This window comes from Peribacillus sp. NPDC058075, assembly GCF_042885195.1.
Taxonomy (GTDB): Bacteria; Bacillota; Bacilli; order Bacillales; family DSM-1321; genus Peribacillus.
In genome coordinates this window covers 1,324,982-1,342,381 of sequence record NZ_JBHVSL010000001.1, presented here as the reverse complement: position 1 = coordinate 1,342,381, position 17,400 = coordinate 1,324,982, and the positions used below count along the sequence as shown (strand labels likewise).

16 protein-coding genes are annotated in these 17,400 nt (G+C 40.8%); 2 read left to right on the top strand and 14 right to left on the bottom strand.

All coding sequences use genetic code 11. The features are described from left to right. Nucleotides 1–150: 150 nt before the first annotated feature. The 4 genes from ilvA to ACFVS1_RS06760 all read right to left on the bottom strand — a co-directional run bounded on the left by ilvA (nucleotide 151) and on the right by ACFVS1_RS06760 (nucleotide 3,614). Nucleotides 151–1,419: a threonine ammonia-lyase IlvA gene (gene ilvA, locus ACFVS1_RS06775; protein WP_387545880.1), complete on the bottom strand. Its 1,269-nt coding sequence runs from the start codon at nucleotides 1,417–1,419 to the stop codon at nucleotides 151–153. Between the two features lie 150 nt (nucleotides 1,420–1,569). Continuing rightward, nucleotides 1,570–2,055 carry a dihydrofolate reductase gene (locus ACFVS1_RS06770; protein ID WP_352920682.1) on the bottom strand — a complete coding sequence of 162 codons (486 nt, stop codon included), beginning with the start codon at nucleotides 2,053–2,055 and terminating at the stop codon, nucleotides 1,570–1,572. Beyond that, complete coding sequence (locus ACFVS1_RS06765) at nucleotides 2,052–2,846, bottom strand: thymidylate synthase (protein ID WP_352920680.1); 795 nt, start codon at nucleotides 2,844–2,846, stop codon at nucleotides 2,052–2,054. Before ACFVS1_RS06765 ends, ACFVS1_RS06770 begins: the two co-directional genes overlap by 4 nt. Nucleotides 2,847–2,903: 57 nt before the next feature. Then, nucleotides 2,904–3,614, bottom strand: coding sequence for an anthrax toxin lethal factor-related metalloendopeptidase (locus ACFVS1_RS06760; RefSeq protein ID WP_352920678.1), 711 nt, complete (start codon nucleotides 3,612–3,614; stop codon nucleotides 2,904–2,906). 214 nt (nucleotides 3,615–3,828) lie between these two features. On the opposite strand from ACFVS1_RS06760, the gene ACFVS1_RS06755 reads away from it, so the two are divergent. Further along, a complete protein-coding gene (locus tag ACFVS1_RS06755) occupies nucleotides 3,829–4,071 on the top strand; it encodes a hypothetical protein (RefSeq protein WP_352920677.1) in 243 nt (80 codons plus the stop codon). Nucleotides 4,072–4,624: 553 nt separating this feature from the next. Here ACFVS1_RS06755 and ACFVS1_RS06750 read toward each other — a convergent pair. From ACFVS1_RS06750 to ACFVS1_RS06740, 3 genes are all read right to left on the bottom strand, one after another. Continuing rightward, nucleotides 4,625–5,155, bottom strand: a complete 531-nt coding sequence (locus ACFVS1_RS06750; RefSeq protein WP_387545876.1) for a dihydrofolate reductase family protein — start codon at nucleotides 5,153–5,155, stop codon at nucleotides 4,625–4,627. A gap of 344 nt (nucleotides 5,156–5,499) precedes the next feature. Beyond that, nucleotides 5,500–6,264 (bottom strand): TerC family protein, encoded by a 765-nt coding sequence (locus ACFVS1_RS06745; protein WP_387545874.1) that lies wholly within the window; start codon nucleotides 6,262–6,264, stop codon nucleotides 5,500–5,502. Between the two features lie 201 nt (nucleotides 6,265–6,465). Continuing rightward, on the bottom strand, nucleotides 6,466–7,083 hold the full coding sequence (locus ACFVS1_RS06740; protein ID WP_352920673.1) for a YpjP family protein: 618 nt from the start codon (nucleotides 7,081–7,083) through the stop codon (nucleotides 6,466–6,468). A 437-nt stretch (nucleotides 7,084–7,520) separates the two neighbouring features. Here ACFVS1_RS06740 and ggt point away from each other — a divergent pair, with 437 nt between their 5' ends. Next, nucleotides 7,521–9,209: a gamma-glutamyltransferase gene (gene ggt, locus ACFVS1_RS06735; RefSeq protein WP_387545871.1), complete on the top strand. Its 1,689-nt coding sequence runs from the start codon at nucleotides 7,521–7,523 to the stop codon at nucleotides 9,207–9,209. On the opposite strand, the gene ACFVS1_RS06730 is transcribed toward ggt, so the two are convergent. The 7 genes from ACFVS1_RS06730 to ACFVS1_RS06700 all read right to left on the bottom strand — a co-directional run bounded on the left by ACFVS1_RS06730 (nucleotide 9,210) and on the right by ACFVS1_RS06700 (nucleotide 17,323). Continuing rightward, nucleotides 9,210–9,989: a class I SAM-dependent methyltransferase gene (locus ACFVS1_RS06730; RefSeq protein WP_387545869.1), complete on the bottom strand. Its 780-nt coding sequence runs from the start codon at nucleotides 9,987–9,989 to the stop codon at nucleotides 9,210–9,212. It abuts the gene before it with no gap. A 71-nt stretch (nucleotides 9,990–10,060) separates the two neighbouring features. Then, nucleotides 10,061–10,495 carry a BrxA/BrxB family bacilliredoxin gene (locus ACFVS1_RS06725; RefSeq protein ID WP_352920668.1) on the bottom strand — a complete coding sequence of 145 codons (435 nt, stop codon included), beginning with the start codon at nucleotides 10,493–10,495 and terminating at the stop codon, nucleotides 10,061–10,063. A gap of 170 nt (nucleotides 10,496–10,665) precedes the next feature. Continuing rightward, nucleotides 10,666–12,336: a dihydroxy-acid dehydratase gene (gene ilvD, locus ACFVS1_RS06720; RefSeq protein ID WP_352920868.1), complete on the bottom strand. Its 1,671-nt coding sequence runs from the start codon at nucleotides 12,334–12,336 to the stop codon at nucleotides 10,666–10,668. A 302-nt stretch (nucleotides 12,337–12,638) separates the two neighbouring features. Further along, nucleotides 12,639–13,775, bottom strand: coding sequence for a conserved virulence factor C family protein (locus ACFVS1_RS06715; protein WP_387545865.1), 1,137 nt, complete (start codon nucleotides 13,773–13,775; stop codon nucleotides 12,639–12,641). A gap of 130 nt (nucleotides 13,776–13,905) precedes the next feature. Then, nucleotides 13,906–15,783: an ABC-F family ATP-binding cassette domain-containing protein gene (locus tag ACFVS1_RS06710; protein ID WP_387545862.1), complete on the bottom strand. Its 1,878-nt coding sequence runs from the start codon at nucleotides 15,781–15,783 to the stop codon at nucleotides 13,906–13,908. Continuing rightward, on the bottom strand, nucleotides 15,780–16,424 hold the full coding sequence (locus ACFVS1_RS06705) for an HD domain-containing protein (protein ID WP_352920663.1): 645 nt from the start codon (nucleotides 16,422–16,424) through the stop codon (nucleotides 15,780–15,782). Before ACFVS1_RS06705 ends, ACFVS1_RS06710 begins: the two co-directional genes overlap by 4 nt. Before the next feature lie 53 nt (nucleotides 16,425–16,477). After that, a complete protein-coding gene (locus ACFVS1_RS06700; RefSeq protein ID WP_387545859.1) occupies nucleotides 16,478–17,323 on the bottom strand; it encodes a DegV family protein in 846 nt (281 codons plus the stop codon). Nucleotides 17,324–17,400: the final 77 nt, after the last annotated feature.

Genomic DNA, 17,400 nt, shown 5'->3' with positions numbered 1-17,400 from the left:
AATACCATTTCCAACCAATTGAAAGGGAACTGGCAATTCGTCATAGAATGGTAACAATTATCGACAGTATGCCCTTATACGACTGGGCCGGCAGAATAAAATGTAAAAACATAGGTATTATTCTATCCTAATTTAACATTTTGTCCATGATTAAATCAATAAGTGAAATAAATTACTGTCTTTATTGACCTCTACAAAAGAGAATCCTTTCTTGTTCATCCTTTGAATGAGCCCTTCATAATCATTTTTATCTTTTAGTTCAATACCAACCAGGGCCGGCCCGCTTTCTTTATTATTTTTCTTCGTATATTCAAAACGGCTTATATCGTCATTCGGTCCTAACACCTCATCAAGGAATTCCCTTAAAGCTCCGGCACGTTGCGGAAAATTCACGATGAAGTAATAAAGCAGGCCTTCATATAATAAGGATTTCTCCTTAATTTCCTGCATACGCCCAATGTCGTTATTCCCTCCGCTGATCATGCAAACAACCGTTTTGCCTTTGATTTGTTCTTTGTATAAATCCAACGCGGCTACAGATATAGCCCCTGCCGGTTCAGCTACGATCGCATGCTGATTATATAAATCGAGGATCGTCGTACAGATTTGGCCTGGAGGGACGACAATGATATCTTCCAGGTTTTCTTTACAAAGCTGATATGTCAACTGTCCCACACACTTGACAGCTGCTCCGTCAACGAATGTATCTATGTTTTCAAGTTCAGAAACTTTACCTTCCTTGAAGGAGTATTCCATCGAAGCAGCACCTTGCGGCTCCACTCCAATGCATTTCGTTTTTGGTGAAACCGATTTGAAATAACTTGATACTCCGGCCATTAATCCGCCTCCGCCCATAGCGGCAAATACATAGTCGATTCCATCTTCACAATCATTCAGGATTTCTACTGCGGTCGTTCCCTGCCCGGCGATTACTTTTTCATCGTCAAATGGATGGATAAAGGAACGACCTTCTTTTTCACAGCATTCCATCGCCATGGCAAATGCATCATCGAATGTATCCCCGATAAGGATGATTTCCACATTATCCCTGCCGAATAGCTGAACTTGATCGACTTTTTGCCTTGGAGTGGTAGCAGGCATATAAATTTTCCCGTGGATACCCAATTGGCTGCAGGAAAAAGCTACTCCCTGTGCATGGTTTCCTGCACTGGCACAAACCACTCCATTCTTCGTCTCTTCAGCGGTCAGGCTTTTCATTTTATAGTAAGCCCCTCTTAATTTAAAAGAACGTACGTGTTGTAAGTCCTCACGTTTTAAATAAACATTACAATCATATTTTTCAGAGAGTCTCTGATTTTTTTGTAAAGGAGTATGCAAAACGATTTCTTTCAGTTCTCTATAGGCAATTAGAATATCTTCCAATTGAATCCCCCTATTCTTAGATGCAGTCTGATTCATAACAATCCCTCATTTCCTTCCTAATGAATTCAATCATTATAGCACTTTACTGTTATTAATGTAATTGATTTTTCTAAAAATTCTTTCTTTTGTTTGTTTCATACCAAAAAAAACCGATTATGGTCATTTCCCCATAATCGGTTTAGCACTTTATTTTTTTTGCAGAATAATAAAATCATGTGCATATCGATTTTTTTCATCGATGCTGCCTGGGTTTGAAGAGATTTTATCCCATTCATTTTCATCAATCACGGGAAAGAAAGTATCACCTTCAAAGCTTTCATGGATTTCCGTTATATACAAGCGGTCGGTAGAAGGAAGGATCTCCTTGAAGATTTCAGCTCCGCCAATCACGAAGACTTCCTCATCTCGGTTATCTGCAAACGTTTTGATTTCTGCTATATCATGTAAAACTACGCAGCCTTCCGCTTTAAAATCCTGATTGCGGGTAACGATGACATTTTCGCGGCCAGGCAGGACCCTGCCGATCGATTCAAATGTTTTTCGGCCCATGACGATCGGATGGCCCATCGTCACTTTTTTAAAATACTGCAAATCTGCAGGTAAATGCCACGGCAGTTTATTGTTATTACCTATCACACGGTTTTGATCCATAGCCACTATCAAGGATATCATATACTAACCTCACCTTTTATATGGGGATGGGCTTCGTAATTTTCCAAAACGAAGTCCTCGAAGCTAAAGTCAAAGATATTTTTCACATTCGGATTGATTTTCATGATTGGCAATGGTTTGGGATCACGAGTCAACTGCAGTTCCACTTGTTCAAGGTGGTTAGAGTAGATGTGGACATCCCCGAAAGTATGTACAAATTCGCCAACTTCCAAATCACACACTTGGGCGATCATCATCGTTAAAAGCGCATATGAAGCTATATTAAAAGGAACACCTAAAAAGACGTCTGCTGAACGTTGGTATAGCTGGCATGAAAGCTTACCATCAGCGACATAGAATTGAAAGAAAGCATGGCAAGGCGGCAAGGCCATTTCGTCCAGTTCCCCAACATTCCAAGCACTGACTATCAGCCTTCTTGAATTTGGATTCGTTTTGATTTGTTCGATCAATTCACTGATTTGGTCGATTTGTCTTCCGTCAGCCGTTCCCCATGAACGCCATTGATGACCATAAATCGGACCTAATTCACCTTTTTCATCAGCCCATTCATTCCAGATGCGCACGCTATTTTCCTGAAGGTAGCCAACGTTCGTATCACCCTTTAAAAACCACAATAGTTCATGGATAATCGCTTTTAAACTTACCTTTTTCGTAGTAAGTACAGGGAATCCATCTTTTAAATTGAATCTCATTTGATATCCAAAGGTACTGATCGTTCCTGTTCCCGTACGATCTCCCTTTTGCGTCCCATTTTCGAGTACATGCTTACATAAATCTAAGTATTGCTTCATGATAAACCACCTTTTCTACTTTCATTCTCCTTATTTTAACGTATTATTGCCCAATGTTTAATCTAATTGTTTAATAAAATTATAAGTCTTGGGTGCTTTTTGCCTAAGCAATTGATTTTGTCCATCGTTCACATAAAACATGGCAAACGTTTCTGCAAAGTATTCCTCTGGGTAATTTGAAAAATACGTATTACCTGGAAACAGCCCATCCACTTCCTTACCCCAAATCTTCAAATAATCCATGTCTTCACGGATTCCATCAAACACGATATTATCAATTGAATGCCCCAGCTCATGAAGTTCTAAATTAACGGAGCCATGCCCGTTGCCCTTGTCACTTGCTCCGATTTTAACCAATACCGTATGTGATCCGCCCATACCAGGCACATCATCCCAAGTTGTTTCTTTATTCAAATACCCACGCGGGGTTTTCCCCTTTAATTTTGCCGCGGATTGATTTTCTGTTAAATCACCATCGAATAGTTTGATCCTCACACCACTTTCAGCAGTTTTCACCAAAAGGGAATGAGGCAGTTTATTAATGGTACCAGCAATTTTAAGTGCTTCCCTTTCATCGTACTCCTCTTCTGGAAATAAAAATATTCGTTGCAATTCTTTATTGCCTTTAAAAAGTTCAGCTTGTCTTAAAAGATTATCTTTGGGTAAATTCCGCCATTTCACCCCTTCATCCTTCGCTAATGAATAGGAGAGCATGGAGAATAAAAAGACGAATAATGCAAGTATGGATAACCATTTCTTCCTTTTCATACGCTTCCCCCCTTCTTCGTTATGTTAAGAAAATATATGTTATTTAAAAACTCTAAACCTTTTATACTATTATATTAGTATAGCATATTAACCTTATGTAAAAGCTCTATGTTTTTTTGGTAATTTCGGTTGCACTTTCATCATGAGAAGAACCATTGATCTGCACTTTTCATATATCAACAGTATATAATCGTAAAAGGTGTAGGGTGATCGCATGGAAATCAATAATAAAAAAGCCATCGTGAATGAGCGCCGTGAACTTGCTGAAGAAGTGCTTGATATTTACAGTTTAAGAGTGTTCATCATTCTCGACCTTTTTCTGTTCTCCATCTTATTTGGCATACTGCTGCATCCGCTATTGTCTTCACTTTGGCTTACCTTTTTATTGCCATTGCTTTTCTTCACAACATTTACAGCCCTTCTTCAAATACTTGATATTTTCCAAAACAAAAGCTGACATCATTTTTGATGTCAGCTTTAGACTGTAGGTGAATTCGAAGAAAAAACCTTTCACCTTTAATTTTTTTTCTTTGTATTAACATTTCAGTTGTATTCAGAAATCCGCTCCCTTTTCGCCGACTGTCTGCCAAGCCTCCTCGACGCAAGCGTCTGTGGGGTCTCGGCTAGTCAGTTATTCGGCAGGAGTGTCGTAAATTTTTTCAATGAGGGTTTCGTCCATAAAAAAAGCTAAACAAAGTTTTGTTTTAAAATTATGGTTAGGGTTGAGGCCATTCAAGTCGCCAGATTGAAGACAATTTAGAAGAAAAACGAGTTACCATGCAGTTTTAATTTAAAAAACATTCCAGTTGATTGGAACGTAAGGTACGAGACTCCTGCGGGAAAAGCGTGGCCAAGGGAGACCCCGCAGGCGAGCGCCGAGGAGGCTCCCGGACCGCCCGCGGAAAGCGAGTGCCTGGAGTGGAAATCAACGCTCAGATTTACTAACCCTCAAAAAAACGTTCCAGTTGATCGGAAGAGGTGTACGAGACTCCTGCGGGCGAAGAGCGTGATTATTTTTTAATATAATGAAGCATAGCAAGTTGACCTAATTTTTCTACTTTGGTTAATGTGAATTTTACAGTAATATCATCTCCGATATAAAGAGAGATTCCTTTCCCTAAAATAATGGGTGCAATGGCTAGCTGGAATTCATCAATTAAATTTTCTTTAAAAAATTCACGTGCTAAATTTCCTCCACCAATTAACCATATATCTTTACCAGGCTTATGTTTTATATTTTTAATGAAAGTTTTGACATCTTCATCAATAAATGTAGCATGTTCATCTGAGCCACTAACAGATTTAGAAAATACATAATTTTTATATTCACTATAAGGATAATTCATATCAAATCCACGAATGACATCATACGTTCCTTTTCCCATTACAACAGTGTCAATTCTTTCCAGCAGTGATTTGTAGCCAGATTCCCCTTCTACTTCTGTTGATTCTAACCACTCTAATGTACCATCATCATTTGCAATATAGCCATCAATTGAAGTACCAATGTATAAAATAATGCTACGCTGATTTTTCATCATCAACAGATCCCCCTCGGAACATAAGCTTTATATTTCTTTCATATAAACCACCTAGTCATTCCATTGATACTTCCTCCAGGTAAAATAAGATTCTTAACAAAACTAATTCTTCACTAGATTTGATACCCCTTTTTTACCTGAGTCGTTAGTTGTAGACGATTAAGGAATTCAAACGATAACACAAGGAGCTTTTTTATGGAAAGAACGAGAAATGGTAATAATCGTAATTGGCAAGTCGAATTAAGAACAAATAATCGTAAAAGGGCTTCGGGATGATACCATTCCGAAACTTTTGGCGACAAAAAGCTGCCATCATTATAGATGACAGCTTTTTTAAATAGTGCTCAACCATGTTCCTTGAGCTTTTTCCCTTTCTTCAAATGGAATACGATCGTGGTGCCGAATATCAACAAAATAAAGGAAAAAAAGATCGCAGGCGGGATTTCTATCCTTACAACGGCCAATAACATTTTTATAGCAATGAATCCGATAAGAACATATGCGGCAGTTTCCAATTCAGGAACCTTATCTATCAATTTTAGAAATAATCCCGCCACTCCCCGCATCATTAAAACACCAATCATACCGCCTGTCAAAAGCACCCAGACTTTTTCACTCACCCCGAATGCGGCCAAGACACTATCGACGGAAAATGCTATATCCATCAATTCCACTGCCGCAACCGTTCCCCATAAGGTACCAAACATACGGATCAGTATGCTGTTTTTACTCATTCCCTGAATATCTTCATCAGTTTGTTTTTTTCTTTTATCCCTAAAGTATTTAAATGAGAGCCAACCAAGATAGGCGGCCCCAATCACCTTCACCCACCAAAGCTTTATGAGGAAAACACCGATTCCAATCGCTATAAATCTAAAAGCGTAAGCACCTAATAAACCGTAAAAAAGTGCTTTTTTCCGTTGTTTTTCCGGAAGGTGCCTGACCATTACAGCTAATACCAAGGCGTTGTCCGCTGATAGCAACCCCTCCATTAATACGAGCGTTCCAATCAATCCCCAGCTCACCGGGTCGGATAAAACCTCCACCCACATATGCCAGTCAAAAAACTGTGCATACGTTTGCATGATGTTATCTAAAAACTCTGACATGATAAAGACTCCTCTGCTACTATAACTGCCAAATTAGAAAACCTTTTAAAATAACATTGTTCCCCGTTATGATAAAAACTCTACTTTTATTTCAACACAAAATAAATACGTTGCATGACAACGTATCATTTCGATGCTATTAGAAATTCATTTCATTTTTATCATACTCTTACACTTACATTAAATCAACGAAACCAACCGCTATGAGATCCTTTGTTTACTCGTCCACTCTGGCGGCGTATTTTTATCCCAATATATTTTCCCTAAATTATAATGGGTGGCAAATGAATCATGATGGGTATGATAATGAAAATCGAACCAATAGCCTTCCAGTGGAGGGTTTTCCTGCCTGACATGGAATCTGATGATATCCTTCCCGCTGATTGAATCATAAATATGAAATATTTTCTCGGCCCTGCCTGCGCTCGGCTGCTCAGTGATGGTTAATTGCTGTAATTTTTCATCTGGAAATTGTGCAGCCATTTCTGTGATGGCTTCTTCCATTTTTGGTAATATGGCCATTTTGAACTCATCGCCAATTTTAGGATTGATCTTTTCGCCAAATTTCATAAATGCGTTTTCCTCTGCCTTATTCAGGATGACCGATAAAAATTCTTCCCGGTTGAATTCTTCCTCAAGTTCAGTTGAATTCTGCGAAGGAAGATAGGCCAATCCCTCTTCTTCCACTAATCCCTTTTTAGTATCCTTTAACGAATCGGCTTCCGCTAGCCACGCCAGATCTGAAGGAGTGACAAGACCAAACGTCAAAACGGATACTAAAATGACGAGACTTTTCCTGAACCAAACTGCTGCTTTCAACTCACACTCCCCCTCCTTTTTTGTATTGTCTTTATATTTAGTATACTTTTATTTTTTGGTAATTACGAATATATAGTTACCCATGTTTTGAAAATCAAAAAAAAGGATAAATACCTATATAAACATTATGAACCAAAACTTTTTTAGTAAATATCAACAATTTTATATTTTAATGAAGGATTTTGACGATTATTGGAGAAATTAATTAGATTCAAGTCTTTTTAAGGAGGGGTCTTATATGGCTTCGACTGCCATGGTAGCTTTATGTCTTGTAACATTAGCATTTTTCGTATATTTATCATTTGCTGATTAAGAATAAATGAATACCTACGAAAAATCTTCCTTGTCATTTTTCTACAATGACAAGGTTTTCTTTTCACCCAAACATAAGCCTGACCATTTGGCAGAAAAAAGGACTGAATAATGGAGGAATCATTTTGGAAAACAACAATGAGAAGATAAAAGATAAGGATTACAAAAGGGAAACAGCTACAGGGGGCGCCGGAATGGTCGTTACAGCTCATCCGCTAGCCACTTCCATAGGGGAAAAAATATTACGTGAAGGTGGAAATGCTGTCGATGCGGCGGTCGCCATCCAATTTGCCCTGAATATTGTGGAACCCATGATGACCGGTATCGGCGGAAGTGGTTTCCTTATGGTATATAACGCTAAAGATAAGGAAACGAAAATATACGATGGCCATGTAAGAGCACCTAAAGCCGCACATCGAGACATGTTTCTTGATGAAAAAGGCGAAGTCATCCCATTTAAAGAAAGATCGATCAAAGCCACAGCGGTAGGCATCCCCGGAATACTGAAAGCTATGGATGAAGCACTCGCTGAAAATGGCAGTAAGCCATTAGCGGAACTCATCGAGCCATCCATTGAATTTGCAGAAAAGGGAGTTCCCGTCAATTGGGTTCTTTGCGACGCTCTTAAAAATTTTGAATATCGATTGGGTGATGAAGCCCGTAAGTTCTTCATGCCAAATGGAAAAGCGTATCAAGATGGCGATCTGCTCATAAAAGAAAAACTGGCGAACACCTATCGGATATTACAACGTGAAGGAATTTCCGCTTTTTATGAAGGTGAAATCGGAGAAGGCATCATTTCCTGTTTACAGGAGCTTGGAGGGTTCATGGAGCTTTCTGATTTAAAGGACTATAAAGCTACAATCGATGTACCCATGTATGGGACTTATAAGGATTATCAAATTGCATCATCATATGCCCCAAGTGCTGGCGGATTCACGGTCATCCAAATTCTGAAAATATTGGAGAGCTTTCATATAGAACAATATGACGTCCGTTCTTGGGAAAAATATTATTTAATAGCAGAAGCGATGCGTCTGGCATTTACAGACAAAAAGGCATTTCTCGCTGATCCCGAATTTGCCGAATTGCCATTGGCGGGTCTCATGCATGATGATTATATAGCTAAACGCCGTTCCTTCATCAATTTCAAAACAAGAAATAATGCCATTGACTTCGGAAACCCTTGGATTTATGATTCCGTGAAGCAAAGGGAAGTCATTTCTCAGCCTAATGAAGAGGATATCAGTGAAACGACACATTTCACCGTCCGTGACAGATGGGGAAATATCGCAGCATGCACATCTACAGTGGAACATCCATTCGGATCAGGCATCATGGTTTCCGACTATGGTTTCATGCTGAATAATGAACTGACTGATTTCGATTCCATTCCAGGCGGCATGAATGAAGTGCAGCCCAATAAACGCCCAGTCAGCTGTAAAAGTCCGACCATCATCTTTAAAGACGGCGAGCCAATCTTGACGCTGGGTTCACCTGGAGGACCAACCATCATCAGTTCAGTCGTGCAAACGATCATCAATGTACTCGATATGAAAATGGACTTGAAAGCAGCCATCGAAGAACCTAGAATTTTCACTCCAATGGGCCCTCATATTGAATGGGAACCAGGAATGGATATGACCAGCAAAGGCCAATTGGAAGCAATGGGCTTCGCCTTTAATGAAGTTCCCCACTCCATAGGGAATGTCCAAGCGATTCAAATCAACCCTGATGGCTCTAATTATGGTGCTGCCGATTCAAGTCGAGAAGGCTGTGCCATTGGCCTGGAAGAAACAGATTATAAATCTTGATCACTGAATGGAAATGAAGCCAAAATGAAATTTGGATGTTTTTCTCTTTATTACCTCAAATCCAAATTCCTCAAAGCGGGAGCTGCGAAAATGGTCTTTCAACACGACTCTCTTTCGCGCAACCCGCATGGCTTCTTTCATTATTTCCACAGATAAATCATTACCTTCCGCAAAATGAGTCAGTCCCCTGATCCCGTTCGATTCCTCAATCGTTTCTTCAAACATGGGATCGAAATATACGACATCAAAATGATTATCCGGCAATGTTTTCAAAATTTCGTAATGATCACCTTGCATGACCTCTATTCTTCTCATCGCAGAAATCATCGTTTCTTCTGCATCCTCCCACGTCTTCATCCCATGGTCTACGAGCAAGGCCAAATATTGATTTCCTTCCAATGCGACAACCTGTCCATGTTCACCCACTTTGAAACTTGCGACAATCGCATCAGAGCCCAAGCCCAAGGTACAATCAAGCACAGAATTCCCTTCATTTATATTTCCGGCAATGAGAAAGGGATCACTCTCTTTGCGCATCATTCTTTTTATACGGATCATCGCTAAGTTCGGGTGGAAGAAGAATGGTTCCTTTTCCTGGTATCGATATAACTCCATCCGCTTTTTACCAAAAACAAGGCAATCATCTTCATTCTGTTCCGCTTGGATATCTCTCACCGACCGTTTTCTTCGGGCTATAAAAGGGATATGTAATTCTTCAGCTAACCTTTTTGCTAATAGCATCGTTTCTTTATCGGCTCTTCCTACTGTTGTGACAAACATGGATCCTACCCCTTCATACTCTCTTAAATTTGAAAAGAATGCCCTGTTTCCAGGACATTCCGCTTTTTCACTTATTTAACTTGACTGAACGCTGCCAATAAATTTTCCATGATAGCTTCCATTGGCTGTCCTTCTATATCATGGCGTGGAATGAAATGTACGACCTCTTTGCCCTTTAAAAGAGCCATTGATGGCGATGAAGGTTCTATTCCATCGAAATATTCCCGCATTTTAGCTGTCGCTTCCTTATCTTGGCCAGCAAATACAGTTATCAAATGATCTGGCTTATTGTCTGCTTGCAGTACGGCTTGAGTAGCAGCTGGACGGGCTAACCCGGCAGCACAGCCGCAAACGGAATTCACGACCACAAGTGTTGTACCTTCTACCGATTCCATAAAGTTTTCAACCGCTTCAGCGGATTCCAACTCATCAAAACCTGCTTGCACCAGTTCCGCACGCATTGGTTTCACCATTTGTTTCATATATTCATCATATGCCATTGACATAAAAAAACCCCCTTGATTACATTTCTTCAATTAGAATAATCATACTATACTTTTAAGAGCATATGCAAAAATGACGCTTAAAGCTTTGTAAAATTCTTTTTTCCTCACAAAGAAACATGGTGACAGAATCCACTTTCATTCTGTCACCATGTTTTAGTCTTCCTTTTAACTTAAACTTTCATCACTCCGCCTGAGCTGGCATTCGTTACAAGTTTGGAATAACGTGCTAAATAGCCTGTCTTGACTTTTGACTCGAAGCCTTTCCAATTCGCTTTGCGTTTTTCGAATTCTTCATCGGAAATTTCCAATTGGATTTTACGATTATTCAAATCCAATTCGATGATATCACCATCTTCAACAAAGGCAATCGGGCCTCCCTCAGCCGCTTCAGGGGATATATGACCAATGCTGATGCCTCTAGATGCGCCTGAAAAGCGGCCATCAGTGATCAAACCGACTTTCGCTCCAAGTCCCCTCCCGACGATTTGGGAAGTTGGTGCCAACATTTCCGGCATACCCGGCCCACCTTTAGGTCCTTCGTAACGAATGACCACTACATCCCCTTCTTTAACCTTTCCGGTAATGATTCCGGAAAGTGCATCTTCCTGGGAATCGAAACAAATGGCTGGCCCCCTGTGGTAGCCACCAACCGATTCGTCAACGGCGCCCACTTTTACGATGGAACCTTGAGGAGCAAGATTACCGAACAATACCGCAAGCCCGCCTCGCTCAGAATGCGGATTATCCAATGGATGGATTACATCCTTGTCCAATATTTCACAACCGGCAACATTTTCGCGGAGCGTTTTACCTGAGACAGAAAGGCAATCTCCATTAAAGGCATCTGGTTTTTTGAGTAACTCATTAATGACGGCACTTACACCACCGGCATTATGTACATCTTCAATATGATAATCGGATGCCGGGGCGATTTTCGCTAGATGCGGTACGCGGTTAGCTATTTCATTTATGCGTTCCATCGGATATTCAAAACCTGCTTCATGTGCCAATGCAAGTGTATGAAGAACGGTGTTGGTCGAACCGCCCATCGCCATATCCAATGCAAATGCGTTATCAATTGCTTCAATCGTTACGATATCACGAGGCTTGATATCCTGTTTGATTATCTCCATCAACTGTTTAGCGGATTTCTTTACGAATTCCTTACGTTCTTCGGCTACCGCCAAAATCGTTCCATTTCCCGGAAGCGCAAGTCCCAATCCTTCAGCCAGGCAGTTCATGGAGTTTGCTGTGAACATTCCTGAACAAGAACCGCAAGTAGGGCATGCAACTTGCTCGATTTCCTGCAAATCCTCTTCATTGATATTACCTGCTTGATAAGCACCCACCCCTTCAAAAACGGATGTTAATGAAAGAGATTTACCATTTTTATCTTTACCTGCTTTCATGGGTCCGCCGCTTACGAATATTGTGGGAATATTAACACGAAGTGCTCCCATCATCATTCCCGGCGTTATCTTGTCACAGTTTGGAATGCAAACCATACCGTCAAACCAATGTGCTGATACAACAGTCTCCACGGAATCCGCGATGATTTCACGACTTGGCAAAGAATAGCGCATACCAATATGACCCATCGCAATTCCATCGTCTACCCCGATCGTATTAAATTCGAAAGGAACACCGCCCGCTTCGCGAATCGCTTCCTTCACGATTTTTCCAAATTCCTGAAGATGGACATGTCCTGGAACGATATCAATGTATGAATTACAAACCGCGATGAATGGTTTACCGAAATCTTCTTCTTTAACCCCTGCTGCCCGCAGCAGGCTTCTATGTGGAGCTCGATCGACCCCTTTTGTAATCATGTCACTTCTCATATTTGATGTAGACATTTGTTGTACCCCCAATTTCCACTAAATGTTTAATGATTCAATATAATATAATTTTTAGTATACTCTAAAAATTCTAACATATTTACATACAATTGCAACCATTCAACACTAAATTTCTGCAATAATCATTTTACTAAAATAATAGAGATCCATTTATATATATAGAAACTAATGTTTTGGGATTAGACCAAAGGGGAACTTATGTCAAACGACTGGAAACGACCCTCAAAATTAAAAAGGCATGCGGATTAAATCATCCGCATGCCCTTTGCCCGGGTTATTCCAAATCACTTGTCATTCGCTTGTCTTGATTCTGTCATTTGCTTCCAAACCGAGCCTTTTGCTTCTTCCCCATTTTCTATACGGTCAATGGCCATCTTGACCTGAAGGGCCACTTCGAATTCAGGATCCTGTTCCGCTTGCTTAAGAAAAGGGAGGGTCGTTTCATTTCCCACTTCGTATAAGAACATCGCCGCCCTCCATCTAACCAATTTATTTTTATCCGAAAGTGATTGAGACATTTCTCCCATCGCTTCTTCAAATCCAAGATCTGATAAACAATCACCAGCCGTTCGTCTTACGGCCGCACTTTTATCTTTCAATGCTTTATACAGGCTCGGGAGCACTTTTCTATCCTCGATCATACCCAAGTATACGACCGCGAGCCTTCGAATGGAGACCTTACTGTCGGAGAGTGCCATGTCCAATACTGGTATATCATCAACCGTTGGATCTTCCATTTGTTCTAAAGCCTGATAACGCTTTTCCCAGCTTTCGTCATTCAGCATGTCTGCAGTCAGTTTAATTTTTGGCCGTTTCAAGAATGCTTCCTTCGTATCCACCATTTCATTTGCAGCGTCTACTAGCCGATTAATTCGTTCTTCCGGATAAGCTGCAATCAGCTCATCCGATACTTCCTTCACGATATCTTCCATATCACCATATCTTACGCCATAATCTTTCCATTTTCGAAGCAGGACCACATTGTCATCTTCTTTTTGGGCAGCGGCAATGCCCTTTATGAAATAATCCGGTAGGGCAAAACGTTTTTCATGTTGGCTATCGCTTGCTTTAATTTGCATCGGAATGCCCTTGAATTGCTGTATGGCAACAGTTACTTCTCCGTAATGTTCATTTAGCGTTGTTTGTTTATTTTGTTCTTCGGTTTTTTCCCCGAATATCTGACGGATTTGAACCAAAATATCTTTCCAATCATATTTCGCATTCCGCTCAACGGCTAAGAAGTCCGCAACATGATATACCCCTTTCACTCCCTCGATCGTAAATAAATCTTTGATCAGCTGGGGTGCCTGGTCAGCTTGATCTTTCTTATAATTATTGCTTTTACCAGCTAATAGCTCTTCAGTTAAATTGATTTTCATCGTATTCGGACTTGGTGTAGGTTCTATCGACTTAATTTTCAATGCATTTCTCTCCTTTTACAAGACGTTTCCATGTACTAGATATTATCACATCGGCAACAGATTCTCATGCAATTGAGATTGGCAAAAAAAAGACCGATCCAAGTTTGCTCGCTTGGACCAGTCTCCCCACTCATTCCTCTTCCAATTTTTCCGCTAAATACGCCCATCTTTCCATTAAATGCTCTAATTTATCCGTTAGTTCCTTTTCTTCTTCAAGCAGCAGGCGGACTTTTTCAAAATCGCTTCCCGCCGCTGACATTTCTGATGTTATGTCTTTCAGGCGCAGCTCCGCCTGTTCCATGTTCCCTTCGATTCCTTCCCATTCCTTACTTTCCGCATAGGTCAGTTTTTTCTTTTTCTTTTCGGTCCGGTTCATCTGAGGTTCTGGTGCTTTTATCGGCACGGCCTCTTCCGTTTTTTCTTCCAAGAACTCTGAATAATTGCCGTAATAGAAATCAATATCACCTTTATTCTTGAAAACAAGAAGCTGATGGCACGTCTTATCCAGGAAATACCTATCATGTGATACGGTAATGACTACACCTGAAAACGTTTCTAAATAATCCTCCAGAACGGTCAAGGTTTGCGTGTCCAAATCATTCGTCGGTTCATCCAAAAGCAGGACATTAGGTGCCGACATCAATATGTTAAGGAGATATAAACGCCTTTTCTCCCCTCCTGACAGCTTCCGGATTGGCGTTCCATGCGATCCCATTGGAAACAAGAACCTTTCAAGCATTTGCGCAGCCGATATGAAACTGCCATCTTTAAGGGCGATGGAATCCGCCGTTTCACGAATATACTCTATCATGCGCAAATTCTCATCCATATCGACGCTTTCTTGTGTATAGTAGCCTATTTTCACGGTTTGCCCTTTTTCCAGGTTACCTTCATCTATGGATTCCCGTCCGGCCAGGATATTTAACAAGGTTGACTTTCCACTGCCATTATTACCTACGATTCCAATCCGATCACCTGGTTTGAAGAGGAAGGAGAAATGGCTGATGATGGTTCGATCACCGAAGGATTTAGAAACATCCTGCATCTCAAGCACCTTTTTCCCAAGACGGGCACCGCTTAATTCCATTTCAAGGTTCTCGGTTTTCTGCTTATCCTTTACGCCTGATTCCAATGTTTCGAAGCGTTGGATCCTGGCCTTTTGTTTCGTTGTACGGGCTTTGGCTCCTTTGCGGATCCAGGCCAGTTCCTTTTTGAATAGACTTTCCTTTTTCGTTCTTTCAGCTGACTCGTTCTCTTCACGAATGGCCTTTGACTCTAAATAATCCGCATAGTTTCCTTTGTATTCGAAAAGCTGCGTTTGGGCAATTTCCCAAATCTTATTGGATACACGATCAAGGAAATATCGATCATGGGTTACAAATAAAACGGACTTTTGATATTTCCCCAAATATTCTTCAAGCCAAGTGATGCTTTCGAAATCGAGATGGTTGGTAGGCTCATCCAAAATCAGTAAATCAGGGGTCTCAATCAAGGTTTTTGCCAAGGCCGCACGTTTTTTTTGGCCACCTGACAGTTCCCCCAATTTCCTTGAGTGATCAGGAAGTCCAAGCTTGGTCAGAATCGTTCTGGCATTGGCACTTGTATCCCAGGCGCCAAGCGTGTCCATATCCTGCTGCTGTTTTAACAAACGGTCCTGTACTGCGCCATTTTGCGGATCTACCTGGAGTTGAACGAGTGTCTTTTCATATTCTTTAATCAATGAAAATACAGGAGTTGAACTTTCATACATATATTCCATGATCGTCAATTCCTCATCAAAATGAGGGTCTTGGGATAGATAGGAAATCGTGTAATCATTCGGGTGATCCTTCGTTCCTAAATCACTGTCTTCCAATCCTGCGATAATATTCAATAATGTCGATTTACCGGTGCCGTTTATACCGACGATCCCGATTTTCTCCCCTTCGGTAATGGAAAAAGAGACATCTTTAAAAAGCAGCTTTTCCCCTTGGGTTTTCATTACATGTTCCATGCTAAAAACTTTCATAATCGTACATCCCATTCCTTATTAAATTCCTTTAAAAATCCAATCATATATTCATGCCTTTCGCTTGCAATCTTCTTGGCTGTACAAGTATTGAGCATATCTTGCAAACGCAATAATTTTTCATGAAAGTGATGAATGGATGAGCTTTTGCCATTCCTGTATTCCTTCTTGGTCATGTTTTCCCTTATGGGCAATGAAGGATCATACATAGGTTGTCCCTTTTTTCCGCCAAATGCAAATGTCCTGGCTATGCCGATGGCGCCAATTGCATCCAAGCGGTCCGCATCCTGAACAATTTCAGCCTCAATCGAGGGAAGCTTCAAATGCCCTGCACTATATGAAATTGTATGGATGATCTGTTTGATGGCATCCACACTATCATTATCCAACTTTATTTCATCAAACCAAGCATCAAGCTTTTTCCAGCCACCACCGGCTTCCTGGTTTAGTTTATCATCCGGGATATCATGTAGCAGAGCAGCCAATTCAATGATGAACTCATTTCCTTTTCGTTCTTCTTTTGCAATATGTAAAGCCAGCTTACGTACCCGATCGATATGGAACCAATCATGGCCGCTGGCATCAGAATTCAATTGGTCATATACATACTTCTCCGTTAATTCAATCATCGTTTGTTTCATTTCACCACTCCATGTCCTATCTATTTTACCATGGTTCTCAATAATGGTGTGCTTTAATCTTCATTGAACCAACTGATCCCAATCGTCTGTTCACCTGTATGCACACCGATGGCACTGCCCAGTGGGGATACATGGGTCAACACATGAGGAAATTCTTCGGAAATCATCTTTTTCCATCTTTGCGCCTGCTCCGACACTGCACCATATAATATGGTGCATTCTTTTACTTTTCCCTCTTCGACTGATCTGCGAAAATCAGTGAAGATCTGTTTTTCCGCTTTTTTAAGGTTCCGGGGTTTAGATTTAGTATGCAGCACACCGTTTTCGATTGAAATGATGGGTTTAAAGCTCAATAGGCTTCCTAGAATATACTGTGCGTTTGTTAGTCTGCCGCTGCGATGCAGCTGATCTAAAGAACCTATTAGTACATAGGTTTCATGGTTATCCGCATACATTCTCGTTTTGACGAAAGCCTCATTGATTGTATCGCCATTATCCATATGATGCATAAGGCGTTTCAAGATTAATAGCATTGGAAAGGAAATAAGTAAAGTGTCAAAAACGTCAACGGGGATTGTAACCATTTGAGCAGCTTGCCTGCTGGCGGAAACGGTGCCGCTCAATTCACTTGAAAGGTGTACAGCTATGATTCGATCATAGCGTTTTTCAAGCTCCTTATATAACTCCTGGAATCTGCCGACCGAGGGCTGTGACGTAGTGGCGGTGATTTTATCCTCACTCATCCTCCGGTATAATTCCTCAGGTAATAGATCGACGCCATCTTCATATTCCTTCCCATCGATGATGACGACCATCGGAACGACGTATACATGTTCATTCAATGATAATTCTTCATCTAAAGTTCCCGTACTGTCTGTTACCCATGCAATTCGTTCCATGTTTTCCCCCCTCATTTGTGTCTTCTATTATATTCAACATCCCAACCATCTGTCCCCTCAAAAAACGGATGCATCCA